The sequence below is a fragment of the Streptomyces albireticuli genome (genome assembly GCF_002192455.1).
Lineage (GTDB): Bacteria > Actinomycetota > Actinomycetes > Streptomycetales > Streptomycetaceae > Streptomyces > Streptomyces albireticuli_B.
In genome coordinates this window covers 338,979-362,416 of sequence record NZ_CP021744.1, presented here as the reverse complement: position 1 = coordinate 362,416, position 23,438 = coordinate 338,979, and the positions used below count along the sequence as shown (strand labels likewise).

At 72.2% G+C, this 23,438-nt stretch carries 24 protein-coding genes; 7 read left to right on the top strand and 17 right to left on the bottom strand.

Annotated elements, in window-relative coordinates; genetic code table 11:
* Positions 1-7: 7 nt before the first annotated feature.
* The 8 genes from SMD11_RS01585 to SMD11_RS01555 form a co-directional block, all read right to left on the bottom strand.
* Complete coding sequence (locus SMD11_RS01585) at positions 8-952, bottom strand: GNAT family N-acetyltransferase (RefSeq protein WP_087924676.1); 945 nt, start codon at positions 950-952, stop codon at positions 8-10.
* A 138-nt stretch (positions 953-1,090) separates the two neighbouring features.
* Positions 1,091-1,267, bottom strand: coding sequence for a hypothetical protein (locus SMD11_RS35255; protein WP_159395181.1), 177 nt, complete (start codon positions 1,265-1,267; stop codon positions 1,091-1,093).
* Between the two features lie 206 nt (positions 1,268-1,473).
* Positions 1,474-2,244, bottom strand: coding sequence for an alpha/beta fold hydrolase (locus SMD11_RS01580; RefSeq protein WP_087924675.1), 771 nt, complete (start codon positions 2,242-2,244; stop codon positions 1,474-1,476).
* A 171-nt stretch (positions 2,245-2,415) separates the two neighbouring features.
* The gene (locus tag SMD11_RS01575; protein ID WP_087924674.1) at positions 2,416-3,021 is read right to left on the bottom strand and encodes a signal protein; all 606 of its coding nucleotides are present in this window, start codon (positions 3,019-3,021) and stop codon (positions 2,416-2,418) included.
* A 117-nt stretch (positions 3,022-3,138) separates the two neighbouring features.
* Positions 3,139-3,579, bottom strand: coding sequence for a hypothetical protein (locus tag SMD11_RS01570; protein WP_234365845.1), 441 nt, complete (start codon positions 3,577-3,579; stop codon positions 3,139-3,141).
* A gap of 215 nt (positions 3,580-3,794) precedes the next feature.
* A complete protein-coding gene (locus SMD11_RS01565) occupies positions 3,795-5,024 on the bottom strand; it encodes a hypothetical protein (RefSeq protein WP_159395180.1) in 1,230 nt (409 codons plus the stop codon).
* A gap of 263 nt (positions 5,025-5,287) precedes the next feature.
* Positions 5,288-5,758 (bottom strand): hypothetical protein, encoded by a 471-nt coding sequence (locus tag SMD11_RS01560; protein WP_087924672.1) that lies wholly within the window; start codon positions 5,756-5,758, stop codon positions 5,288-5,290.
* Between the two features lie 109 nt (positions 5,759-5,867).
* Positions 5,868-6,593, bottom strand: coding sequence for a tyrosine-protein phosphatase (locus tag SMD11_RS01555; protein WP_087924671.1), 726 nt, complete (start codon positions 6,591-6,593; stop codon positions 5,868-5,870).
* 115 nt (positions 6,594-6,708) lie between these two features.
* Here SMD11_RS01555 and gshB point away from each other — a divergent pair, with 115 nt between their 5' ends.
* Positions 6,709-7,644 carry a glutathione synthase gene (gshB, locus tag SMD11_RS01550; RefSeq protein WP_087924670.1) on the top strand — a complete coding sequence of 312 codons (936 nt, stop codon included), beginning with the start codon at positions 6,709-6,711 and terminating at the stop codon, positions 7,642-7,644.
* Positions 7,645-7,678: 34 nt separating this feature from the next.
* Here gshB and SMD11_RS01545 read toward each other — a convergent pair whose 3' ends face one another.
* A complete protein-coding gene (locus SMD11_RS01545) occupies positions 7,679-8,080 on the bottom strand; it encodes a hypothetical protein (protein ID WP_087924669.1) in 402 nt (133 codons plus the stop codon).
* 3 nt (positions 8,081-8,083) lie between these two features.
* Entirely contained in the window at positions 8,084-8,731 is a 648-nt protein-coding gene (locus tag SMD11_RS37185; protein ID WP_087924668.1) for a DUF6545 domain-containing protein, read from the bottom strand.
* A 239-nt stretch (positions 8,732-8,970) separates the two neighbouring features.
* Between SMD11_RS37185 and SMD11_RS37180 the strand changes: the two genes are divergently transcribed.
* Positions 8,971-9,372 carry a hypothetical protein gene (locus tag SMD11_RS37180; protein WP_418952400.1) on the top strand — a complete coding sequence of 134 codons (402 nt, stop codon included), beginning with the start codon at positions 8,971-8,973 and terminating at the stop codon, positions 9,370-9,372.
* On the opposite strand, the gene SMD11_RS01530 is transcribed toward SMD11_RS37180, so the two are convergent.
* Positions 9,356-10,000, bottom strand: coding sequence for a hypothetical protein (locus SMD11_RS01530; RefSeq protein WP_087924666.1), 645 nt, complete (start codon positions 9,998-10,000; stop codon positions 9,356-9,358). The two genes, SMD11_RS37180 and SMD11_RS01530, sit on opposite strands and share 17 nt — an antisense overlap.
* A 184-nt stretch (positions 10,001-10,184) precedes the next feature.
* Positions 10,185-10,667: a hypothetical protein gene (locus SMD11_RS01525; protein ID WP_199843780.1), complete on the bottom strand. Its 483-nt coding sequence runs from the start codon at positions 10,665-10,667 to the stop codon at positions 10,185-10,187.
* 655 nt (positions 10,668-11,322) lie between these two features.
* Between SMD11_RS01525 and SMD11_RS35245 the strand changes: the two genes are divergently transcribed.
* On the top strand, positions 11,323-11,655 hold the full coding sequence (locus tag SMD11_RS35245) for a hypothetical protein (RefSeq protein WP_159395178.1): 333 nt from the start codon (positions 11,323-11,325) through the stop codon (positions 11,653-11,655).
* 110 nt (positions 11,656-11,765) lie between these two features.
* Here SMD11_RS35245 and helR read toward each other — a convergent pair whose 3' ends face one another.
* Complete coding sequence (gene helR, locus SMD11_RS01515; protein ID WP_087924664.1) at positions 11,766-13,937, bottom strand: RNA polymerase recycling motor ATPase HelR; 2,172 nt, start codon at positions 13,935-13,937, stop codon at positions 11,766-11,768.
* Between the two features lie 775 nt (positions 13,938-14,712).
* Complete coding sequence (locus tag SMD11_RS01510; protein ID WP_087930228.1) at positions 14,713-17,193, bottom strand: helix-turn-helix domain-containing protein; 2,481 nt, start codon at positions 17,191-17,193, stop codon at positions 14,713-14,715.
* Between the two features lie 213 nt (positions 17,194-17,406).
* On the opposite strand from SMD11_RS01510, the gene SMD11_RS01505 reads away from it, so the two are divergent.
* From SMD11_RS01505 to SMD11_RS01495, 3 genes are all read left to right on the top strand, one after another.
* Positions 17,407-18,477 (top strand): BTAD domain-containing putative transcriptional regulator, encoded by a 1,071-nt coding sequence (locus SMD11_RS01505; protein ID WP_087924663.1) that lies wholly within the window; start codon positions 17,407-17,409, stop codon positions 18,475-18,477.
* Entirely contained in the window at positions 18,474-19,190 is a 717-nt protein-coding gene (locus tag SMD11_RS01500) for a DUF6585 family protein (RefSeq protein WP_234365844.1), read from the top strand. The genes SMD11_RS01505 and SMD11_RS01500 overlap by 4 nt, the downstream gene beginning before the upstream one ends.
* A 182-nt stretch (positions 19,191-19,372) precedes the next feature.
* A complete protein-coding gene (locus SMD11_RS01495) occupies positions 19,373-20,128 on the top strand; it encodes a PE-PPE domain-containing protein (RefSeq protein ID WP_087924662.1) in 756 nt (251 codons plus the stop codon).
* 284 nt (positions 20,129-20,412) lie between these two features.
* On the opposite strand, the gene SMD11_RS01490 is transcribed toward SMD11_RS01495, so the two are convergent.
* Positions 20,413-20,862, bottom strand: a complete 450-nt coding sequence (locus tag SMD11_RS01490) for a PepSY domain-containing protein (RefSeq protein ID WP_087924661.1) — start codon at positions 20,860-20,862, stop codon at positions 20,413-20,415.
* A 93-nt stretch (positions 20,863-20,955) separates the two neighbouring features.
* A complete protein-coding gene (locus SMD11_RS01485; RefSeq protein WP_159395177.1) occupies positions 20,956-21,342 on the bottom strand; it encodes a PepSY domain-containing protein in 387 nt (128 codons plus the stop codon).
* 355 nt (positions 21,343-21,697) lie between these two features.
* Here SMD11_RS01485 and SMD11_RS01480 point away from each other — a divergent pair, with 355 nt between their 5' ends.
* Positions 21,698-22,822: an amidinotransferase gene (locus tag SMD11_RS01480; protein WP_199843779.1), complete on the top strand. Its 1,125-nt coding sequence runs from the start codon at positions 21,698-21,700 to the stop codon at positions 22,820-22,822.
* A gap of 72 nt (positions 22,823-22,894) precedes the next feature.
* Here the strand turns inward: SMD11_RS01480 and SMD11_RS01475 are convergent, their stop codons facing one another.
* Positions 22,895-23,413: an RICIN domain-containing protein gene (locus tag SMD11_RS01475; protein WP_107421917.1), complete on the bottom strand. Its 519-nt coding sequence runs from the start codon at positions 23,411-23,413 to the stop codon at positions 22,895-22,897.
* Between the last annotated feature and the right edge of the window lie 25 nt (positions 23,414-23,438).

Below are 23,438 nucleotides of genomic sequence, written 5' to 3'. Positions count from 1 at the left end.
GGGGGTGTCACACGGCGGGGGCCTCGAAGACCAGCCGGATCTCGGTGTTCCGGTAACCGGCCCGCTCGAAGGCCGCGGCCATCGGCGTGTTCACCGTGTCCGTGGTGGCGGTGATGCGCAGGGCGCCGTTGCCGTGGTGAATGCGGGTGATCTCGGCGAGGATCTCGTCGATGTACCCCTGACCGCGCAGCTCCGGCACCACGCCGAGGTACCCGACGTTGGGGTGGTACGGCGTGCGGGAGGGGACGGCCATTCCGGCGAGGGTGCCGTCGGGCGTGCGGGCGAGGCGCCACCACTCACGCTTTCCCGGGCAGCCGAGATAGAAGGCCATGTCCTCGCGGGCCTGCCGGTCGGCGTCCATGGTGGCGAGCTCGCGCCGCGTGGCGACGTCGAGACTGCCGGCCGCGATGCGCCGGAACACCTCCACGAACCGCTCGTCGTCCGGCTCGGGCGAGAAGACGAGCCTTCCGGTGGACTCCGGCACTCCGGCGTCGGGCGTCCATTCGTAGCGGAGCCGTTCGACCTCTTCCGTCAGTCCCGCCCGCCCCACGGCCGCCTTGCGCCATGCCACGGCGGCCGCGGCCGCGGGATCCTCCCGCCAGTCACCCGGCAGCGAGATGTTGTACTGGGGCTTCTCCGTGGCGCCGTTCGCCTCGAAAGCCCGGTGCCCCGCGCCGAGGAGCCCGGCGGCGACACCGGCACGGTCGTCCACCGAATCCCGCACGTGCAGGCAGTCCAGCGCGACCGGATGCTCGCTGTCGCTCCTGCCCCACCACAGCGCCCGCGCGAGGATCTCCCCGTCCTCCTCGGCCACCCATGTCCACTCGGCACGGAACCGGCGGTCCGCCCACTCCCCGCGAAAGCGCTCCTCGGGTATCCAGCTGACGGGACCGTCGGCCGGGTAGGCGGCGACACGGTCCATGTCGGCGTCGGTGACGGGACGAAACAGCATTCTGCCTCCGGAAGGTGTGATCGACCTGGGCGATGATCACACCTTGAGCCGGGTACGGCCACCGGTTTCCGGGCTGTGCGCAGGTGCGCCTTCGGGCACTTCTTGCTGAGGGCTGTACGTGCGGAGCTACGGAACCGCTCAGTGCCGGCGACGCCCGCGCAGGACCACGAGCAGGAGAAGGAACGAGACCGCCGCGGCCGCCGCCCACGGGCTGGGGCCGTCATTCCAGCTCAGTGCGGCGGCCGTCGCGGTGAGAACGGTGTTGAACGCCGCGATTCCCACCGCCGGCCCGGACGCGGATCGCGGGTCGCTCATGCGTGCCTTCTCCTGTGCGCGGTCTCTCCGTCGTGATCACGTCGACACTACGGGCCGCGAGGAACATGTCTCAAGCGCTTCCCGAGGGCCGGTGCGACGGGCGCCGGCGAGGAACCGGCGAAGGAGACCGGAAGGGCGGCCGGCGTGCCGTCACGGCGGTGCCCGCCACGCGCCCGTCCTCGCCGGCGGCAGTGCCGACGCCCCCGTCAGCGGCCGAGGAACCGCTCGACCACCGCGGCGAGGGCCTCGGGGGCCTCCTCCGGCGCGTAGTGGCCCGCGTCCTGGAGCACCTCGAGTTCGGCGTTCGGGTACCACTGCAACCAGGTGGCTTGCATGGCCTCGGCGCCCAGCGCCGGGTCGTGCGCGCCGACGACCAGGAGCACCGGGGCCGGGTTGCCCCGCACCCGCTCGTGGAAGTCGTCGCCGGACCAGGAGTCCAGGTACGCGCGGAACGCGGTCGCCGACGAGCGTTCCACCGAGTGGCTCACCATGGTGTCCAGCCAGGCCTTGTCGTACCGCCCGCCGGAGGTGTGCTCGATGATGGCCCCGCGGTTGCCGGGGTTCTCCGCGGCGCCGGTGAACAGCTTCCGGCCCTCGGCGTCGAGGGGGAAGCCGGACGCGGCCACCGGCGAGATACCGATGACCGACGTGACGCGCTCCGGGGCCTCCAGCAGCATCAGTTGCGCCGCCTTGCCGCCCATGGAGTGGCCGACGACGGAGAACGTCTCCCAGCCGAGGTGGTCGGCCACGGCGAAGGCGTCCGCGGCGACCTCCTCCATCGTGAAGGCGCCGTCGAGCTCCTTCGCCTCGCCGTATCCGCGGCAGTCGAGGAACGCGTAGCTGAAGGCGTCCCCGTTCAGGTGCGCGCGCAGCGGGTCGTAGCTCGTGCGGTCGCCGAACCAGTTGTGGAGCAGCAGGGCGTGTACCGGTCCCGTGCCCTGTACCTCGTGCGGAATGACCTGTCCTGTCGCCACCATGCCCCCTGGTAATGAGCCGGCCGCCGCCCGGAACGGATGCCGGGGGTCTCCGGCGACAGAGTCTCGCGACCTCGACCCGGCCGGGTCAACATGGCACGCGGGCCCCGTCCCGGGCGCCTGCGGCTGCGGCCGTACGACGAAGGGGGCGGCCAAGTCCCTCCGAAGTCGGCGTCAGCGGCCGCCGGCTTCGAGCCGGTAGTCCACCGAGGTGGAGAACGTGCCCGAGGACCCCTCGAAGCTCAACGTGTGCTCCCCCGGGGACAGGGGGCCCAACCGCACCCACAGACCGCACGCCATGGCGCCGGGGCCGTTGTCCTTGATGGGCGTGGCGTCGAGGCGTTGGGGCTCGACGGCCTTGCCGTCGAGGGTGGCGCTTCCCTTCGCGGACGTCATGAACGTCTCGCAATCGCTCTTCGTCGCGATGCGGTTCACCAGTGGGAACGCCACCAGGATTCCGGAGGGCAGCTTGCAGGTCCGGGTCGCGGGCCCGCCGTGCGTGCCGGCCAGGAACCAGACGTCGGACGCCTGCCGGTCACCGCACAGGTGGCCGTCCTCGTCGTCGACGGGGTTCGCGCTCCCGGGCGCCGTACCCGCCCAGTTCCACCAACGCTCCTGAAGCTCCGCCGCCCCGAGCCCGGCGGAGGCGGCACCGGACGCCGCGGTCTTCGACGGTGCGCCGTCGCCCTTGCCGGAGTCCGGAGAGGAGGACGAGCACGCGCTGGTGAGGGCCAGCGCACCGGCGCCGAGCAGGAGGGCTATGGATCTTCCGAATTGCATGAGCAAATGACATGGGGTGGGTGGGGGTGCTTCGGCTGTGCACGCCGACGGCGTGGTCCGGCTGTCCGGTCACAGCGGCCCGGAGCCGGGGCGGGTGTCCGGCCGGGCCCGGCCCCTTCACCCCTCCGGCAGGGTGAACACCATCAGGATCACGAACAGCGGAGGCAGCGGCGCGCACCACGCCACGACCCTGCGCGCGGTCGCGAACCGCATACGCCGGGGCAGGAGCCAGGCCGTCAGGAGCAGCGCGGGTGTTGCGGCGAACATCGCGTACATCCCGCCCATGACGGCCGCGAGTGCCGCGTCCAGTTCCCGTGAGCAGTTGTCGGGCCCGCAGCCGTCCGTCGCCATCGGCGCGAGCCCGCCGAACAACAGGGCCACGGGGGCGAGCAGCAGAGCGAACAACGTGGCCCAGCCCGGAGCCGCCCCGGCCTTCTCGTCGCGGTCGTCGGGCCCGAGAGGACGTACGGCACGCGCGCCCGCGGCGGCGTCCGCGGCGTTGGCGGCGGCCCACGCGTGCCGCAGTTCGTCGTCCGCGCGCGCTTCTTGATCGTTCATGACGCCAGTGAACCCTTCGGCATGACGGACGCGCCTCGGGCCGGGTACTCAGACGGTCCTGGTACAGGTACTCAGTCTGCCTTTTGCCCTCGGGCGTCAGTGTGGGACGGGAGCCGTGCTGATGAACAAGCCCGGCAGTTCGGCCCCCGGCGGTCGGGACCCGTGAGCCTCGGCCGTGCCGGGTGTCCGCCGAGGCCGAGGAGACGGGGGCCCGGTCAGCGTCGCCCTGCCGCGATGCGTGCTCCCGCGGCGGCCCTGACCTCGCGTTCCTCCATCGGGTCGGCCCGCAGCTCGGCGAGCCGCCGGTGTACGTGCGGCAGGTCGGGCGCGGAGGCGACCCCCAGCAGGCGGGCCTCCGCTTCGCAGTCCCACAGGGACTCGGTGTACGCGAGGCCGAGGCCGGCGGGGGCGATGGCGGCCAGCGCCTTGAGGAGGGCCGGCCGTTCGTAGGAGTGCGGTGTGCGCAGCCAGAGGCGGTGGAGCACCGGCGCGGCCTCCGAGGCCGCCGGTCCGAAGCGGGCGAGCCCGGAGGCCAGCAGCCCGGGACCGCACCACTGGCGCGCCTTCTCGTGAGAGGCGAGCTCCCCGATCAGCGTGGGCAGGTCGCGGTCCTCGCCGTGTTCGGCGAGGACCCGGACGCCGGTCCAGGACAGCCACTCCCGCTCGTCCGCCGCCCACGCCCGCGCCTCCGGCACGGCCAGGGCTCCGAGCCGCTCGACCGCGCGCCCGAGCCAGGGCAGGGGCCGCTCGCCGTCCGCCGTCCCGAGCCCGGGCACCAGAGCGAGCAGACCGGGCTCCGGCGGTCGCCCGGCCAGGGCGTACAGGGCTTGCGCCTTGGCGCCGTCGGCCGAACCGGCGTCGGCGAGTACGGACAGCAGCCGACGGCCGTCGGGACCCACCTCCGCGGTGTGTGCCCGTCCCGGGCGGCGGGGCGAGGCGGCCGGAACCTCCATGCCCCACCGCGCCCAGGGGCGGGAGCCGCCCGGCAGAAGCTGCTCATCGGCCAGCCGGGTACGCGCGACGTAGGCCAGGTCGTCCCACCACTCCACCGGCCAGGCGTCCGCCACCGACTCCAGGACGTCCACCCAGTGCTCGCCGTCCCGGACGTAGGCGCGCAGTGCCGTGCGGGCGTCGGCCGACCCCGCGACGGCCAGCAGCTCCAGCACGCGGGTGGCCCGCTCGCACTCGTCCTCGTCGCCGGCCAGCAGGCCGAGCAGGGGATCCAGCGGCAGCCTCAGGTCGTGGACCAGGCGCGCCAGGTAGAGGTGGCGGTCGTCCACCGCGTCCCAGCGCCAGTCCTGCCGGAGGACATCGCGTACAGCCCCGGTCGCCCCGGGTTCGTCCAGCACCCGCAACGCGCCCGCGCCCCGACCGCGTTGCAGCAGCCCATGGAGGGAGTCGGCCGGCGCATAGGCCTGATCGTTCGGATCGAATCGTTCCGTCACCGGTTCGGCACGCCTTCGTGCGGGCGGCGTCCCAGGGGACGGCCGGTGCGGGGACTGCTGTCGTTCTCGGCGGAGGGGGTGACGCGCGGACGGCCCGCGAACACCGCCCGGCCGGGGGAGTCGCCGCCGGTCCCGCCGGGGTCACGGATGAGTTTCACAAGTGGAGGCCCCTAAGGAGGAGGTGGGGGACGAGAGCGTCCTCGTCGTGAACCCCGGGCTGAGCGACGACACCGTCCACGGCTTCAGCTGTTCCGGCCGGGGTGTCAGGCCCGGCGGTAGCTGTCGACGGGGCCGCCCCAGCCGCCCTCGGGGCCGTCCCAGTCGAGGACGAGGGCCGAGCCGTCGGGCTTCACCGTCAGGTGACCGAGGCCGCGGCCGCCGTCCTTGCCGCCCTCGCAGGTGAGCGTCAGGGAAGCGGTCTCCTTGCCGTCCTTCTCCCCGCCGGGCACGAGGGTGCCCGTGCACGAGAGCTTGGCGCCTCGGGAGGTGACCTTGCCGTCGGCGACGGTGAGGGTGTCGAGCGTGTCGTCCCCCGGGGTGCCGATCGACTTCCAGGAGCCGGTGGCCCGCTGGACGAGCGTGCCCTTGGCCGGGGCCTGCGCCGGCTTCCCGGCGCCCGCGGTGCTCGCCCCGGCCTCCGGCCTCTTCTCGGGCGCGCCGCCGTCGCCGCCGCATCCGGTGACCGACACGATGACGGCGAACGACGCGGCCGCCATCCACGCTGCCTTGCGCACGACTTTCCCTTTCCTCGCCCTTCCCGGCCCTTGCTTTTGCCGGGACACGTCAACCTAACAGGTGGGCCGGTCGGTAAGGCGCGGCGGTGGTGAGCGGCGGCGCGGTCGCTCAGTCCAGGAGCCGCGCGCGCAGCCGGGCGATCAGGGCCTCGTCCACGCCCACGTGCTTGACCGCGTAGTCGCGCACGGAACCGTAGGTCTCGGCGAGGTCGGACAGGAACAGCCGGATGACCTGCTCCGGGGCCCGGCCGTAGGCGGGCCACGTCAAGGTCCGGTCAGGGTTGGCGGCCTTCCAGTCCGCGACCAGCCGGTCCGTGGCCAGCTCGGTGAGCGCGAAGTCCGCGGCGATGTCGTCCTCGTCCACGCCCAGGAGCGACAGCACCAGGGCGGCCAGCAGCCCGGTGCGGTCCTTGCCCGAAGCGCAGTGGAAGACCTGCGGGGCGTCACCGGCCGCGAGGACCTCCAGCGCCTGCCGCAGTTCCTCGGCGCCGTCCAGGGCGACTTCGGCGTAACGGTCGGCGAGGTACCGCCACGGGTCGACGTCCGGGTCGATCTCGGCCTGGTCGTAAGGGCGGTGCTCCACACTGAGGTTCACGTAGGCCAGCTCGTCGGCCTCGGGCACCCGGCCCCTGGCCTCGATCTCCCACGGGTAGCGCAGATCGATGACGGTGCGTATGCCCAGGGAACGGAAGGCGTCCCAGTCGGCCCCTCGCAGCTTGGAAAGCGCGTCGGACCGGTACAGCCGGCCCCAGCGCACCGTACGGCCGTCCTGGGTGCGATAGCCGCCCAGATCGCGGAAGTTGTGCAGGCGCTCGAATGCGATGTGTCGTCTCACCCGCACACCTTAAACGCGCCTTTGGCCTGTTCCCTGGGCGGGGGATGGACGCCGGCCCGTGGCGAGAGGATGCTCCAGGGCGGCTGTCCGAGGGCTTCGAGAACGGAGGAGGCGCGTGTTCGTCTTCATCATGGACCCGCTCGGTGACGGGCGTGAGCACAGCGCCACCGTCACCATGATGCGTGCCGCCACCGAACGGGGGCACGCTGTCTGGCACTGCACGGCCACCGGCCTCTCCCTGATCGGCGCCCGCGTCCACGCTGTCGCCCGGCAGGTCGCCTTCGACGGCGACCGGCCGGTGCTCGGCGCACCGACCGAACTGGACCCGCACCGGGCCACGGCGGTACTGGTGCGTATCGACCCGCCGTACGACATCCTGACCGTCACGCTCCTGCTGGAACATCTGCGGGGCGACACCGTGCTGATGAACGACCCCCGGGGGCTGCGGGAGGCGAACGAGAAGCTGTACGCCTGCCGGTTCCCCGACCTGATGCCACCGACCATGGTGTCCGCGGACCCCGGACGGTTGCTCGCCTTCGCCGCCGGACAGCCCTACGGCGCGGTGCTCAAGCCGCTGTCCGACTTCAAGGGCCGGGGCATCCTGTCCGTCGCCCACGGGGATCGCAACGCCCGCTCGATCGCGGAGACCACGACCGCGCTCGGCAGCCGCCCGGCGATGGCCCAGGCGTTCCTTCCCGAAGTCGCCGAAGGGGACAAGAGGATCCTCCTCCTCGACGGGGAGCCGCTCGGCGGCTTCCTGCGCCGCCCGGCGGGCGATGACTTCCGCGCCAACATGGCCGTCGGCGGCACCGTCCACGCCGCCGGCCTCGACGAGGACGACCTGCGGATCGTACGGCGGATCGCCCCGAGCCTGCGCGCCGACGGGCTGCACCTCGCGGGCATCGACGTCATCGGCGGCCGGCTCACCGAGGTCAACGTCACCAGCATGGCGGGTCTGCCTCAGCTCGTGGAACTGACCGGCGGCCGGCACGATCTGCGGATCATCCGCTGGCTGGAGGACAGGGCGGAGCGGCCGGGCAAGGGCGAGTAGCCGGTTCGCAGCGCGCCCGCGCGGCCCGGGGCCGTCACGGCAGGTCGGTGCGGCCCAGCCACGCCGGTGTCACCGGCACGCCGTCGTCGTCACGCTCGTCCGGCGGCGCCGGCACCTCGTCCGCTGGCTCCGGCTCCTCGTACGGGACCGGTGGTTCGGGTGCGGCGCTGTCCGCCAGCAGTTCCCCGACCGTGAACCGCACGCTGAAGGAAATCGATGAGCAGTCGATGACCAGCAGGAAGCCGTCGCCGTGCCGGATGAGCCGCCGGCGCTTCGGGCGTCTGGGGTATTCCGGCGCGTAGCTCCGGGCATGTCTCTCCAGCTCCGCGAGGGCCTCCTCGCGCGTGCCCTCCACATGCGCCAGCACACGGGCGTCGGCCTGCCTGCGCTCGCCTATCTGCTCGGACGTCTCGAGGACCAGTCCCCATGTCGTCACGCGTCACCCCTTCCGGTTCGGTCTGGGGCACAGCCTATTGAGGTGCCCGGGGCCTTCCCGGCCGGTCGGTCGCGCCGTCGCACCGGCATCCTGGACGCCCGTTTCCGCTCGCGCCCGGGACCGGTAGTGGCGGGCGAGGGCGAGGAGGAAGTGGGTTTCGGCCGTGAGGGTGGTGGGCGGCGTGGGGTGCGGGGCTTCCGGGCGGGTGGTGGGAGGCAACCCCGCGAGCTTGGCCCGGCGCGCGTGCGCGAGGGCACGTGCGAGGGCGAGGGCGGCGCACTCGGTGCAGCTGTCACCGGTCCCGGCTCCCGAGGGCGTACCGGCGGGGGCGGCATGGAGGCAGGCACCCTCGGCCGGGGCATCCGTCAGGCCCGGTGCACCGGGTGGGGTGTGGGGGTGGAGGGCCAGGATGGCGTCGTGGGTCTCGATGATCTTTCGGTAGGCGAGGAGGTGGTAGGGGAGCGGGGGATTGAGGATTTCGAGGAGGCGGGGGCGGGGCGTGGTGAAGGCGACATGGGGAGCGGCTTCGATGAGGTCGCGCCAAAGAGGATGAAGACGCCAGATCGTCGTGATGTCGGTAAGGGTTTGACGGGAGGTGGCCAGGGTGGGGGTGAGGAGAGCGGTGGCGCGGAGGATGGCGTGGAAGGCCATGAGGAACGGGAGGTAGGGGAGGGGGCTTCCGTGCCGGTCAGAAGATGGGCCAGATGGCCCGTCCAGAAGAGCCCGGCGAAGGCGGTGCCGGTGCCGAAGGTACTCAGACTGACCTTCAGTGAGCGGCTGTCCGCCTGCCTGCCGTAACGCCAGCACAGGTGAGCGCACGAGATGTTCGCGGCGAGATGGCTGGCGATCATCACGAGCCAGTAGGCGGTGGAGGGGACGGGGGCGCCGCTGTGGGGGATGGTGTGTTCCTGGTGCGGCGGCGCGGCCAGGTCGAGGACGACGAGGACGGCGAGGACGCCGCCGGTGGCGAGGGACAGGCGGTTCCGGAGCCGGCGGCTGCCGGTGGTGGCGGTGACGAAGTAGAGGACGGCCCCGGCGGACAGCACCCCGCAGAGGTTACGGACGAGCGCGGTGGTGTGGGCGGAGCCGGTGACCCGCTGGGCGAGGCGGGCGGCCTCGGGCAGGTTGAGGGTCATGGCCACGGCGGCCGTGGCGACCGCGAGCCACAGTCCACGGCGTTCGGGGGAGCGCAAGGAGGGGCCGGCGCGCAGGGCGACGGCGAGCCAGAGCATGCCGGTGCCGGCGTACTGGAGCTCCTGGCCGGCGGTGGCGAGATCAGCGGACATCGGTGACCGGTGCTCCCAGGGCCGCGCCGAGACGTCCCAGCACGCCCTGGGGTGTGCCGGTCTCGGGCAGGGTGGAGGCGCGGATGCGGAGGAGGGTGGCGAGCATTTCGGCTTCTTGTTCCTGGCGGGTGGTGTAGCTGGCGCGGCCGAGGAGCCGTCGGATCAGCTGAGGGCTGAGATCGGGCAGCAGCGCTTGGACCCCGCTGTGCTCGTCGGCCGCCGTTCCTTCGCCACGGGCTTCGGTGCCCGCTTCCGCGGCGGCGGTGGATCTCGTACCGGCGGCGGTCGGGGCTCTCGGGTCCGTACTCGTGAGCACACCGGGTGGTGGGGTGGTGGGGCGGATTCCGTGGTGGTCGAACAGCATGTGTCCGATCTCGTGGAGGATGATGTGTTCCTGGTGGATCTGGGTGGTGCGTTGTTCGTAGAAGATGTGGTCGTCCGTGGGGGTGGCGAGCCACAGTCCGCAGATGTTGCCGTCGGCGGCCTGGTCGGGCAGGGCATGCAGATGGAGGGGGCGGTCGCGGCTGCGGGAGAGTTCCTGGCAGAGGGCGTCGATGGAGAAAGGGCGCGGTAGCGTCAGCTGGTCCAGCACGGCCTGGCAACGCCGGTGCAGCTGGGTGTACTTGGTAATCATGTATCTCCCATAGCCTGCCGTGGAGGGAAGAAACGACCGTGCACCCCCGTGCGTCGACCGTACGACGACCCTGGACCCCTGGCGCGGTGCCGGCCCCGCCCACCCGGGACCCCCGACGGCAGCCGGAGATACGGGCGGACGGGGCCGGGTGCCGGAGCCAAGGGTCCTGCCCCGCCCCGGGAGTTCAGTCCCGGGGGTGAGGGACGGTGTGGTCCGGGTCGTCGACGTTCGAGAGGTTCTGTAGTTTGCGGGCTTCGGTGACCATGGTGAGGAGGGCGTCGAGGCTGGCGGAGGAGAGTCCTTCCGCGCGGAGCGCGAGGTTGCGGATCTTGGAGTCGCGGAGCGCGGTGGCGAGGGCGAGCTGGGTGTTGACGCGTTCGCAGACCTCGTCGCTGAGGAAGTACTCCAGCGGGACGCCGAAGAACTGGGCGAGGATGTCGAGCTGTTCCAGCGTCACATTGCGCTTTTTGCCGGTGGCCAGTTCCCACAGGTAGGTGGCGGAGATGGCGCCGCCGGTGCTCTCGCGGATCTCCTTGGCCAGACGGGCGTATCCCGGGCGGGTGCGCTCGTCGGGGTAGAGCGTCTCGATCAGCTGTCTCAGCCGCCGCTCCAGTTGCAGCAGCAGAGGCCTGTCGACCTCTTCGCGCGCCGATTCGGTACTGCTCATCCGTTGTCCTTCCCCACGGAGATGGAACCCACCGCGGCCGTCCGCCGGGACACCCGGAATTCTAACGCCGGTGGCCAGGCCCCTTCCCGTGAACCGGTCACCGCATGATCCAAGAGCGGGGCGTCGACCGGTCTTCCAGCAGTTCAGTGAAGCGCGGCCGCAGGTCACCGATCTCCACGCCGACGGGGGGCGGGGGCAGCGCCCCTCGGGTGATCGTTTCCGGTGAGTGTGATCCCCTAAGGCCCGTCTTCGCCGCTGGAGCGGAGGGTTTGGAGAAGGTTAGTTGCTTTGGGTTCGGAGGAAGCCGCCCAGCGGTGCGTGGGTGCTTCTCGCGGTGTGTGCGGTGGGCTTGGCCTCGGCCGGGTGCGGAGGTGGCCCGGCGGAGCCCCACAAGGAGGCCCGCCCGGCGAGCGCCGACGCGGCACAGCGGGACAAGCGCCCTGATCCGGATACGGTCCTCGATGCCGGAGGCTTGCGGAAAGCGCTGCCGGACCTGCGGAGCATGCCGACGGGCTGGACGACGGGGGTACAGCCGCTGGACGCCCGGGACGTTCCGGAGGAGAAACGGTGCCAGGAGGATAAGGAATCCCGGGACTGCTACCGGCACCGGAGCTCGGGTCAGGTGCAGTACAAGGCTCCGGGCGATTCCGGAAGCGTGTACATATCGCTGCTCGCGTATGCCGACCGGCAGCGGGCCACCACGGCATTCAAGGACTGGTCCCGCGGCTCGGTGGGCAGCCGCCCGATGTCCGTGCCGGCCGTCGGCAACGAGAGCGCGGCCGTCGCTCAGCCCGGGGCCGCGTACGCGACGCCGAGCACCGAGATGACGGTGCGGGTGGGCACCGTCATCGTTCGGATGACCTATCAGGACGCGCGCAAGAACGAGAACAGCGCGCAGGTGCTGCTGGCCCTGGCCCGGATGCAGGCGCAGCGGCTGTGGCAAGCGGAGGAGGGGCAGGATCCGAGCGCGACGGCGGCGCTCGGGTAGGCTGCGGCGGTGGCCCCTCATTTCATGAGGGTGATTCCGTGGGAGAGCCGGTAGGCCTCTTCCCGGGCGTCACCGGGAAGAGGCCTACCGGGCGGGCGGACAGCCGGGGCTCAGGAGCTCGTGAGGACGACGAGCCGCTGAGTGGCACGGGTCATCGCGACATAGCGGTCGACGGCTCCTTCGACGCCCTCGCCGAACGCCTCCGGGTCGATGACGACGACCAGGTCGAATTCGAGCCCCTTCGACAGTTCCGGCGTCAGCGACCGTACGCGGGACGTCGCCGGGAACCCAGGATCGCCGATGACGCAGGCGATTCCCTCGGCGTGTGCGGCGAGCCAGGTGTCGAGGACCGAGTCCAGATCCGCGACGGATCCGTGGACGACGGGGATGCCGCTGCTGCGGATGGAGGCCGGCACGTTGGCGTCCGGCAGCGCGTCGCGGATGGCGAGCTCGGCCTCCGCCATGACCTCTTCCGGCGTGCGGTAGTTGACGCTCAGGGAGGCCACGGTGATCCGGTCGAGTCCGGCCCGTTCGAGCCGCTCCTGCCACGACTCCGTGAACCCGTGCCTGGCCTGGGCGCGGTCACCGACGATGGTGAAGCTCCGGGACGGGCAGCGGGCCAGCAGCATCTGCCACTCGGCGTCGGTGAGTTCCTGGGCCTCGTCGACGACGATGTGCGCGAACGGCCCGGCGAGCAGGTCAGGTTCGGCGCCGGGCAGCGCGCTCTCGTCGATCAGGGTGTCCTGAAGGTCCTGCCCGTGCAGCATCCCCACCGCGCCCTCGCTCTCGTCGAGCACGACGTTCTGGAGCAGGCTGTCGATGGCGTCGGCCCTGCGCGCGCGTTCGGCGGCGACGGAGGCGTCGTGCCGGCGCTTGCGCACGGACGCCTCCGGGTCGCCGAGCCGCTGCCGTGCCGCGTCCAGGAGCGGCAGGTCGGACACCGTCCAGGCCCGGGCGTCCGCGCGCTGGAGCTTGCGCACCTCCTCGGGAGCGAGCCAGGGAGCGCACCTGCGCAGGTAGGCGGGGACCGTCCACAGGTCTCCGACGAGGTCGGTCGGCTCCAGCATCGGCCACGCGCGGTTGAGCGTCCCGATCAGCTCCCGGTTCTGGAGCAGCGACCTGCGGAGCAGCTGGGGCGAGACCTCGTCGTCGTCCTCGTGGTCCTCGGCGTGCTTGTCCGCGAGGATGGTGAGCAGTTCCTCGCGGATCTGGTCGCGCGCCTCGTTGTGCGGGGTGCCCGGTTCCACGGCCGCGAAGGCCGAGGCCCAGTCGTCGGCGCTCAGCCAGACGTCGGACCAGTGGGTCGAGACCGTCATCCCCTCCGTGGGCGGCTCCTCGTAGAGGGCGACGGCCGGCTCGATCGCCCTCACCATGTCCGCGGACGACTTCAGCCGGGCCACGTCCGGGTCCGTCTCGGTCGCCGCTCCGGCTCCCTCGGCGACGAGGTCGCGCACGATGCAGGTCTGCACGCCCTCCTCGCCGAGGCTGGGCAGGACGTCTTCCACGTAGGCCAGGTACGGCCGGCTCGGACCGACGAACAGCACGCCGCCCCGGCGGTGCCCGAGGCGGGGGTCGGAGTAGAGGAGGTGGGCGGCGCGGTGCAGGGCGACGACCGTCTTGCCCGTACCCGGACCGCCGTCGACGACGAGAGCGCCGCGGGAACCCGCCCGGATGACGGCGTCCTGGTCGGCCTGGATGGTGGAGAGGACGTCCCGCATCCGCTCCGACCGATTGCCGCCCAGGCTGGCGATGAACGCGGACTGGTCGTCGAGCGCGGCGTGCCCCTCGAGCCCGTCGGCGGTGAACACCTCGTCCCAGTAGTCGCTGATCCGGCCGCGGGTCCAGCGGTACCTGCGGCGGCTCGCCATCCCCATCGGGTTGGCGTGGGTCGCGGCGAAGAACGGCTCGGCCGCGGGGGAGCGCCAGTCGAGCAGCAGCCGGCGTCCCGTGCTGTCGGTGAGGCCGAGGCGCCCGATGTACACGGGTTCGGGGCTGTCCGCGGGGACGATGTGCCCCAGGCACAGGTCCAGGCCGAAGCGACGCAGGGTGCGCAGGCGCCCGGTCAGGCGGTGGATCTCCATGTCCCGGTCCATCGCCTCGCGGCCGATTCCGCCGGGGGCCTTGCGCGCGGCTTCGAGGCGGTCGGACAGCTCGCCGATCGACTGCTCGAGGCTCTCCGATATGGCCGCGAAGTGCTTCTCGTCGCTGTCGATCAGCGCCGGGTCCGCCTTGGGAGAAAGGTGGTGGGGAAGGTCGAAAGCGCTGGTGATCAGAGGGCTCATGTCATCAGCTCCGATCCGAGGTCGCCGCCGCGACGGCCGACGGCACGCACACCCGCGTCCCGGCGCCGAGCGTCCGCACGCGCGGTGCGCACCCCGCCGCCGACTCGACGTCACCGCACGACCCATGAACCGACAACAACACACGCACTGAGTGATTCTCCAATTTCGGCAGGTTCTGGCCTAGGCCGGTGATTCTGACCCATGACCAGGGCCTTGCCGCAAGCCCCCTGGTGCGCTATACATTAAGAGTGGCGAGGAGTGAGTACTCCTCCTTTTTTGATCAACGCCTTGATCATCGCCCTGATCGTCCGCTCCGGACGGGGGCCGGCATGATCTCCCTGACCCGGTCCACATACTTCGGCACACCCGCCGCCTCCGCCGTGTCCGGCATGTTGACCACCAGGTCACCCGGTCCGGGAACCAGTTGATCCACAGGGACACGCCCCTGGCGTTGTCGGGGCCCACCAGTACGGTCGCGTCCGCGCTCAGGTAGTCGCGGGAGCCGGGGGCGGACCGGCCGTCCAGGTAGGAGACCATGCGCGAGAAGTACGTGCCGCCCACCGCGAACCTGGACCACCCGGACCCGGCTGCGACTTGGGCTGCACCCCGGTCGTGGGGCGCCCCGCCGCGATCGGCGTCGCCGTCAAGCAGAACTTCGGATTCGGCGGCCAGAACTCGGCGGTCGTGTTCGGGTCCGCGTGACCGCGACGGGCGCCGCCGCGCTGCCCGGGCGTACCCACGCGGGGGCTCGGCGCGGCGCGGCGGGGGACCGCCTTCACCGGGTGGGCGCGGTGTCCTTCGGCCCGGCCGGCTCCCGGGGAGCGAGGGACGCCCGGTAGGTACGGGCGAGGTGGTCCTGGAGGCGGGCGTGGCGGAACTGGTAGACCGCGCCCGCCTGGCGCAGCACGCCCCGCTGGTAGGCGTCCTCCAGGAAGGCGACGACGGCCCAGGGCAGCCGGCCGGTCAGCGGCAGCCAGATCCGGGCGAAGACCATCCACTGCCCCCAGGCGGTCAGCCCGAGCACATAGCCGAGGGCGCCGCCGAGCCCGCTGATGACACCGAGCTTGATCGAGGCCGTGAGGTTCCAGACGAGCGGGCCCAGCAACACCGACATGGGCCGGATCGCCATCGCGGACGCGACCCCGACGAGCACCCCGAAGACGGTCGCCCAGACGAGGAACTGGGCGAGGACCGTCCGGCGGTTCGTGCGCAGCAGGCTGACCGGGTTGACCGCGGACCGGATGTCGAGAGGCGTTTCGAGGAGGACCAGGAGCACGAGCGTGGGGCCGGCTCCCAGCGCGAACACGACCCCGTAGAGCGTGGCGTTGTCGAGGCCGATCTGCAAGGAGGCCGGGAGGCCGACGCGGCGGAGGAAGCCGACGAGCACTCCTTGCATGAAGCCGTAGCCGCTGCCGAAGACGAGCCCGAAAAGCGACCCGATCAGGAAGCGGGTGGCGGTTCCCCGTCCGGCCTTCCGTGCCTTGCTGAACATCTTCATGCCCACGTTGGCCGGCGGCACCGCCACGTCCTTGGCCGCGACCATGAACCAGTAAGCGACGCCGAGGGTGAGTCCGGAGAGGAACCCCACCACGAGGCCGTCCGCGAGCTGGAATCCGAGAGGGCTGAAGAGGACACCGACGGCGCAGTCGACGAACCCTATGGTCAGGCAGATCACCAGCGCGATCACCAGCGTGCGCGTGGAGCGGCGCAGCCCCGAGCCGAACCGCCACCACTCCAGGTTGGGGGTGTCGAGCCGGGCCAGGTGGTGGGCGAGGTAGCCGAGCCAGTACCGGGCGCGCTCCGGGTCGAAGCCGCGGCGCGGCCCGCCCGCCGGGCGCTGCCCCGGACGGACGCGGTACGCGGTGGCGATGAAGTTGTCGAGAAGGTGGTCCTCCAGTTCCTCGGGGCCGCCGAACCGCCGGGTGTCCAGGAGCGAGGCCGGGTCGCGGTCGCGGGTGTCGCTGTAGACGGCGCGGGCGAGCGTGACCATCAGCGGGGTGGTCAGCACCGTGGCGAGGTGGGCACCGCCCGCGCTGTGCGGACGCTCGCGCAGTTCGCTCAGGACGGGGTCCCACGCGGTCGTCCCCGGGTCGCCGCCGCGGGCCTTGCGCGTGGTGCGCGGCAGGTAGTCGGCCAGGTCGCCCAGGGTGAGATCGGTCAGGTCCACCGCGGCCGCGGAGGTGAGCACGTCGGTCTCCGCCACGGCGGCCGCGTACTCCGCCGGACGGCTCGTCAGCAGCAGGGGAAGAGTGGTGGCGTTGAGCGCCTCCAGCGCCGGGCGGTTCAGACCGTCGGCGATCTCGTCGAAACCGTCCAGCACCGGGAGTATCCGGCCGGATTCGACCAGGGCGGCGGCCAGGCTCGGCCCGCCCGGTCCCGGGGCGGCGAGACCGGGATGATCCCGGGTCAGCTGCGCGGTCAGCCAGTCCCGGAACGTGACGGCGGTGGGATCCCACGCGCCGATACTGAAGATCACCGGTACGGGCTCGGCGCGGGCCCTCGACTTCAGGTAGTCCAGGACGAACCGCATGGTGAGGATCGTCTTCCCGGAACCGGGCCGGCCCAGCACCACCAGCCGCCCGGAGGGGATCCGCCGGTACACGCCCGCTACCTCGTCCAGGCGTCCGCTGAGGTCCAGCGGGCCGTGCGTACCCCCGGCGGGCAGGCGCCGGACGTTGGCCCAGTGGTCGGTGAGCTCCTCGGGCGCCGGCCGCCAGTGCACCGGCAGCGGGTACGGGTCGTGCACCTGCCGCTGCTCCTCCTCGCGCTGCCAGCGGGCGGCCACCGCGAGGGCGAGCTGCTCGGCGACGTCGGCCAGGATGTCGTGCGGCGCCGGAGCCGGTGGCCCGGGGGCCGGTCCGACGCGGTCGGCCGGGTCAGGGCGGATCGTGTACGCGGCCGGGTCGCCGGGCCGGACCGTACGCTCCGGTGGGGGATACGGGCCGAGCGTGTGCCGCCCGGCCCGGTCGCCCGGCCCGATCGTGTGCCCGGCCGGGTCGCCCGGCTCCGTCGTCCGCCCGGCCTGGCCGCCCGGCCGGATCGGGTCCTCGGCCGCGTCGTCCTTCGGCCGTACCGGGTGCCCGGTCCGGTGGACGGCGGCCGCCAGCAGGTCCTCGCGCTCGGCCGGTCTCAGCCCGAGCGCGTCGGCCAGGAGCCGCACCGTGGTCACCCTGGGGTCGGCGCGCTCGCCCGTCTCCAACCCGCGGATGGTGCGTACCCCCACGCCGGCGCGCTCCGCCAGGGTCTCCTGGGTCATTCCCGCGTTGTGCCGCAGCCGTCGTAACAGCGTGCTGAACTCACTGGCCACAGGTCACGGCCTCCCGCTCGGTATGTTGTTTTCCCAGGTGGGGAATCTAGCGTGGCCACCGGCCGGATACGGCCGGTCCCCCTGGCCTGTCCGTTTTCCGGCGCCGGGGCCAGCCTCGACGGCACGCGCCGCGGGAAGCGGCCCGGAGCCAGGGGAGCCACGATGCCGATCACCACGACCACCGGCCGGCCGGCCGCCACCACGCTCAGGCACCAGGAGCGCGAGGTGCTCTACGCGGTCGGCTGCGGCCTGAGGGACGACGAGATCGCCGCCGCCCTCGCCATCCCCGAGGACGCGGTGGCCGGACACCTCGCCCGGATCCTCGCCGAACTCGGGCTGCGCGACCGCGCCGCCGTCATCGTCCACGCCTTCGACTGCGGCCTGGTCGCCCCCGGCCGCGGCCCCCGCAGACAGGCGGCGGGCCCGCTGCCGCCGGCGGTGACCCGCCGCCCGCCCGGACCGCGCTGGGAGATATCGGTGCTCGGACCGCTGAGGGCACGGCGCGACGGGCAGCCCCTCGCCCTGGGGCACCTGCGCCAGCAGGCCGTGCTGACGGTGCTGGCGCTGTGCGCGGGCCGCACGGTCAGCCGGCAGGAACTGCTCGACGGCGTGTGGGGGGAGGAGCCGCCGAACACCAACGTCGTGCCGGTGTACATCTACCGGCTGCGCAAGATCCTGAGCGTGGGGGACGGCCCCGAGTCGGCGATCGAGCGCGATCAGTGCGGCTACCGGCTGCTCCCCGGCGCGGTCACCGTGGACGTGACGCGCATGGAGGAACTGGTCGCCGCGGCCGGCGCGGCCGAGCGGGCGGGCGAGCTGGCCGAGGCGGTCCGTGCCTGTTCCCAGGCGCTGGACCTGTTCCGGGGAGAGCCGCTGGCGGGCCAGCCCGGACCGTTCGCCGAGCTGGAGCGGCTGCGGCTCACCGAGCGCAGGACCGTCCTCGTGCAGCGGAAGCTCGACTGGCAGATGCGCCTGGGCCGGCACCGCGACGTCATCGACGAGCTGTCGGCCCTGACCGCGGCGCAGCCCCTGAACGAACCGGCCGCCGCGATGCTGATGCGCGCGCTGTACCTCAGCGGCCGGCAGGCCGACGCGCTGGCGGTGTTCGACCGCACCCGCCACCGGCTGGCGGACGAACTGGGGGTCTCTCCCGGCCGGCTGCTGCGGCGGACGCACCACTTGATCCTGCGTGGCGACGAGGCCCTCGCCGGCCTCACCGGAACCGCCCGGTGACGGGACCGGGGCCGCGTACGCCGGGCGACGAGCTGCTGCTGGCGAGGATCTCGGCGGCGGCCGGCCGCGAACGCCTCGGCAGGCGGTGCGCCACCTACAAGGGAGTCGCGCACACGCCCCACGCGAAGACCCCGCCGGTCCGGGCCGTCCGTCGGCTGCTGGCCCAGGTCCGCCACGGCGGTCCCGCCGCGGCGCGCGAGCGCGACGACGCCCGGCTGGACCTGTACGAGCGCGGCATGACGGTCGCCGTCAAGGGGCGGATCCATGTCGTCCGCTACGACACCACTTCCGTGTTCCGTACGAGCCCTCCGCGCCCGTACGACCCGTCCCGCGGCGGCGGCGCCTGCACGCTCACCGACGTCACCGGGCGGCGGGTCGTGCTGCGCGGCGGGCCGGAGCAGGGTGACGAGGCGCGGTGGTGGGAGGGGATCGAGCGGGGCGTCAGCCGCGCCCAGCTGCCCGCTGCGCTGGCCGCGCTCGACCGGGGCGAGCGCCTGACCTTCGGCGATGTGTGGCTGACCAGCGAGGAGCTGGGCCGCGGGGAGATCCGCGTGCCGTGGTCGCGGGTCCGGCGCGTCCGGCTCCGGGACGGATCCGTCGAGCTCGACGTGGACGGGACGTGGCACGGGCCGGGTTCCACGGCGTCCGAGGTCCCGAACCCCTTCGTCCTCCGGGCGCTCGTCGAGCACCTCGGGCCGGACGGCGCGCGCTGACCTCCGGCGTCCGGTGCGAGGGCCTGAGCGGTCCGGGGCGGAGACCGGCCGCTCGCGCGGGAGTTCGGCGGTCCGTTTCATCGCGATGTCAACGGCCGTGCCTAACGTCGAGACGTTCCCGGTAGTTGCCTGTTGCGTCGATCCGGGACCGGCTCACGACCTACCCGAGGAGGAGCAGAAGGATGGCCCTGATCCGCAGAGCGAGGAAAGCGATGTTCGCCGCCGCCGCGGTGGCGGCCATGGTGGCCGCCACCGCCGCCGTGCCCACCGCCGCCCACGCCGACCCCGTGCGTCACTACTACCTGGAGCTCGGCGGCACAGGATCGGCGGCGCCCGCACCCGACTGCACCAGCAGCTACGAATTCGCCAACAAGCACCTCAACGGGGGTATTCCGGTTCCGGTCTGTTACCCGGCGAGCGCCGGACCCTGGCTCAACGGCCGGAACGTCCCGGACCCCGGCGCGCCGAGCTACGACGTCAGCGTGCGGCAGGGATACCAGAACCTGCTGGCCGCCGCGGAGGCCACCCACCGCCGCGACCCGAGCGCCCGCCTCACGATCGTCGGCTACTCACAGGGCGCCCAGGCCGCCGACCAGGTGCTCCAGACGATCGCCGCCGGCGGCACCGGGATCCCCCGCTCGCAGGTGAACGGCATGCTCTACGCCGACCCGATGCAGCCGGGCACCGGCATCTGGGCCCTGCTGCCCAAGGGCTGGAGCGCCCTCGGGTTCACCTCCACCGGCGCCGGCCCCGCGAAACTCGACGGCGTCCCGGTGCGGCGCTTCTGCATCCGCACCGACGGGGTGTGCGACGCGACGTCGCTGAAGTCCCTCGGCGGCTTCCTGGTCCAGCACCCCAAGTACACGCGGGACGGTGACGTCATGACGAAGACCCTCGGCCACGACGGCGGCGAGGGAGTCGTCTGGTTCGATTCCTGACCGCCCCCGGCCCGGCTCCTGACCGCGCTCTCGCGCGGCCTCGGAACGGCCGGACCGGTGGGTGACAGCGGGGGAGTGCCCGGGGGCCGGTGGACATGTGCCGGCCTCCGGGCGCGGGCGCGTCGCCACGGCGTGGGCGGTCCCTTCCGCCGACGCGTCCTCCGGGCGGGGCGGCGGGCTTCCGCACGCGGTCCGCGACCCCTGCTACCACGACGCCGTCACCCGGGCGTCGAAGCGCACCGGCAGCCCGCGTCCGGCAGCCTTCCGCCCGGCAGCCAGGAGGGTCAGGGCCGGGCCTTGTCCTCCAGGCCGGGCGATTCGTCGACGTCGTCGCTCAGCACGGCCTCGCCGGTCGCGGCGTCGACGTCCACCTCCCGCTCCGTTCCCTGGGGGTCTTTCAGCCGTACTTCCCAGACGGTGCGCCCGTTCTCGGTGTCCAGATGGCTGGAGGCCACCGTGGAGCCGGGCAGCATCTTCTGGGCCGCTTGTTCGGCGCGCTGTTTGTCCACCGCCGGCGACCCGGACGGTGCCGGGCCGCTCGGGGTGGTCCTCGTCACGCCGGGAGAGACCGAGGTGGCGGCGGGAGGCGTCGTGACGTCGTCCTTGTCCTTGTCTTTGTCGCCGTCGCTTCCGCACCCGGTCAGCACCAGCATCGCGGCCGCGACCGTACCGGCCGCGCACCACCGGTTCGCGCGGCGCGCCGGACGGGCGTCGCGCCTGTGGTCCCACTGCATCGAATCGCCGGCCTTCCTGTTCGTGGATGAGCCGGCGGCCGGGGTCACGGGTCCTCGTCCCGTGACCCCGGCCGCCGACAGAGGCGCCGTCGGCTACTTGTCCTTCTTCTCGGTCTTCTCCGCGGTGGGGCCGCGCAGGACGTGGCCGCTGTGCGGGTCGACCAGCACCTCGTAGGTGGTGCCGTCGCACTCGACCTCCACCGCCCACACGGTGCGCTTCTTCTCCTTCGAGCTGAGCTTCTCCTCCTCCAGCTCCGCGCCGGTCACCCGCCCGTGCTTCGCCTTCTCGGCGATGTGGGCGGCCTCGTAGATGGACACCTTGTAGTGGTGCTCCGACTTGCCGGACTTGTCGGTGACCGGCGTCACCGGGTGGCCGCTCGTGCCGGCCCATGCCGTCACGGGGGCGCCGACCGTCAGCAGAGCCGCCGTCAGCACGCCTACGGCCGCCGCGCGGCGTCGGGACGAGTTCTTCACAGTCATCACGTCTCTTTCTCCTCGACTATTGGGTGGGCAGCGGCCGGGCCGCTGCCACGGGGGAATCGACGCACGCATCGCGCCCACCCCCGCAGAGGGGATCATCGGATTCGCGGTGAATATGAATACCCTATGGAACTCGCGGGGCCGATCAAGCTTCGTCGTAGGCGTGTCCGGTCAAGGGTTCACCCCCACACGGGTGAACCGCCCGCTGCGGGAATCCTCATCGTTCATCATTGGATAAACTGCGTTACCGGATTCCGTGTCGAAAGCGGTCGAGTATGGCGGTAGTGCGAGGGCCTGACGGTTCGGCTGTGACACCGGGCGGCGAAGCCGCTCCCGCGCGTGCCGTGGAATTCGCGTGACGTCGACGCCGTCGGTGACGGCCTCCCGTGCCTCGGGATCCTCCGGCCCGCCGGTCAATTCCCACAACGAGTGGGATCCGTTGGAGGAGGTCGTCGTCGGGCGCCTCGAAGGCGCGACGATCCCCTCCCGCCATCCGGTCGTGGCCTGCAATCTCCCGCCGTGGGCGGCGCGGCTCCAAGGGGCCACCGCCGGCTTCGGGTATCCGCGCGTGCTCGTCGAGCAGGCGCAGCGGGAACTCGACGGGTTCATCACCCTCCTGGAGTCCCTCGGCGTCACCGTCAGACGCCCGGACGCGGTCGACCACAGGCGGCGTTTCGGAACGCCCGGCTGGTCGTCTCGCGGCTTCTGCAACAGCTGTCCGCGGGACAGCATGCTGGTGATCGGGGACGAGATCATCGAAACCCCGATGGCGTGGCCGTGCCGGTACTTCGAGACCCATTCCTACCGCGAGGTCCTCAAGGATTACTTCCGGCGCGGCGCGCGCTGGACGGCGGCGCCGAAACCGCAGCTCACCGAAGCGCTGTTCGAGACGGATTTCCGTGTCCCCGGGCCGGAGGAGCCCATGCGGTACATCCTCACCGAGTTCGAGCCGGTGTTCGACGCGGCGGATTTCGTGCGGGCGGGACGCGATCTGTTCGTCACACGAAGCAATGTCACCAACCGCATGGGAATCGAATGGCTGCGCCGCCATCTCGGGCCCGGTTACCGGATTCACGAGATCGAGAGCCGCTGTCGCACGCCGATGCACATCGACACGACGTTTCTCCCTCTCGCGCCCGGCAAGGTGCTGGTCAATCCCGAATACATCGACATCGACCGGCTGCCCGACGTCCTGGGCTCCTGGGACATCCTTGTCGCTCCCGAGCCCACGCCCATGGAAGAGCGTTTGCTCAAACTCACCTCGATGTGCGGGAAGTGGCTCAGCCTGAACGTCCTCGTCATCGACGGCCACCGGGTGATCGCGGACCGGCACCACACCGGTATGCTGCGCGCGCTCGAACGATGGGGGTTCGAGCCCGTCCCGTGCGACCTGCGGCACTACGCGCCGTTCGGCGGCTCGTTCCACTGCGCGACGCTCGACATCCGGCGCCGCGGGACGCTCGAATCGTATTTCGACTGACCGCTTCACCGGTCGGCCGAGCCGGCGGCACGCGTCATCCCCGCCGGACCTGCCGGATCCGCGGGCGAACGGCTAGAACCCGAAGCGCCACCGCTGGTCGTAGTTGCCGTGGCAGTCCCAGATGACGAGCCGGGTGCCGTTCGCGGTGCTGCCGTTGTTCGCCAGTCCCACGCACTTGTTGGCGGCGGCCTGACTGCGCACGCTGTTGTCGCTGTGGACGGCCCACTGCTGGTCGAAGTTGCCGTGACAGTCCCATACGACCAGCCGGGTGCCGTTGGCCGTGCTGCCGTTGTTCGCCAGCCCCACGCACTTGTTGGCGGCGGCCAGGCTCTGGATCAGACCTGCCGGGGCGCCGGCCGCCCACCGCTGGTCGTAGTTGCCGTGGCAGTCCCACACGACCAGGTCGGTGCCGTTCGCGGTGCTGCCGTTGTCGGCGAGCCCCACGCACTTCTCGTGGCCGGCGAGGCTGCGCCACAGAGGGACCGCGGCCGGCGCGGGGGACTTGTCGTGGCTCTGCGCCGTACCGGTCGCCATCCCTGTGGCGGCGAGCACCGACGCGGCGATCAGGGCGGGGATACGGATGGATCTCATCTCGTCCTCCTGGTGACGTGACGGG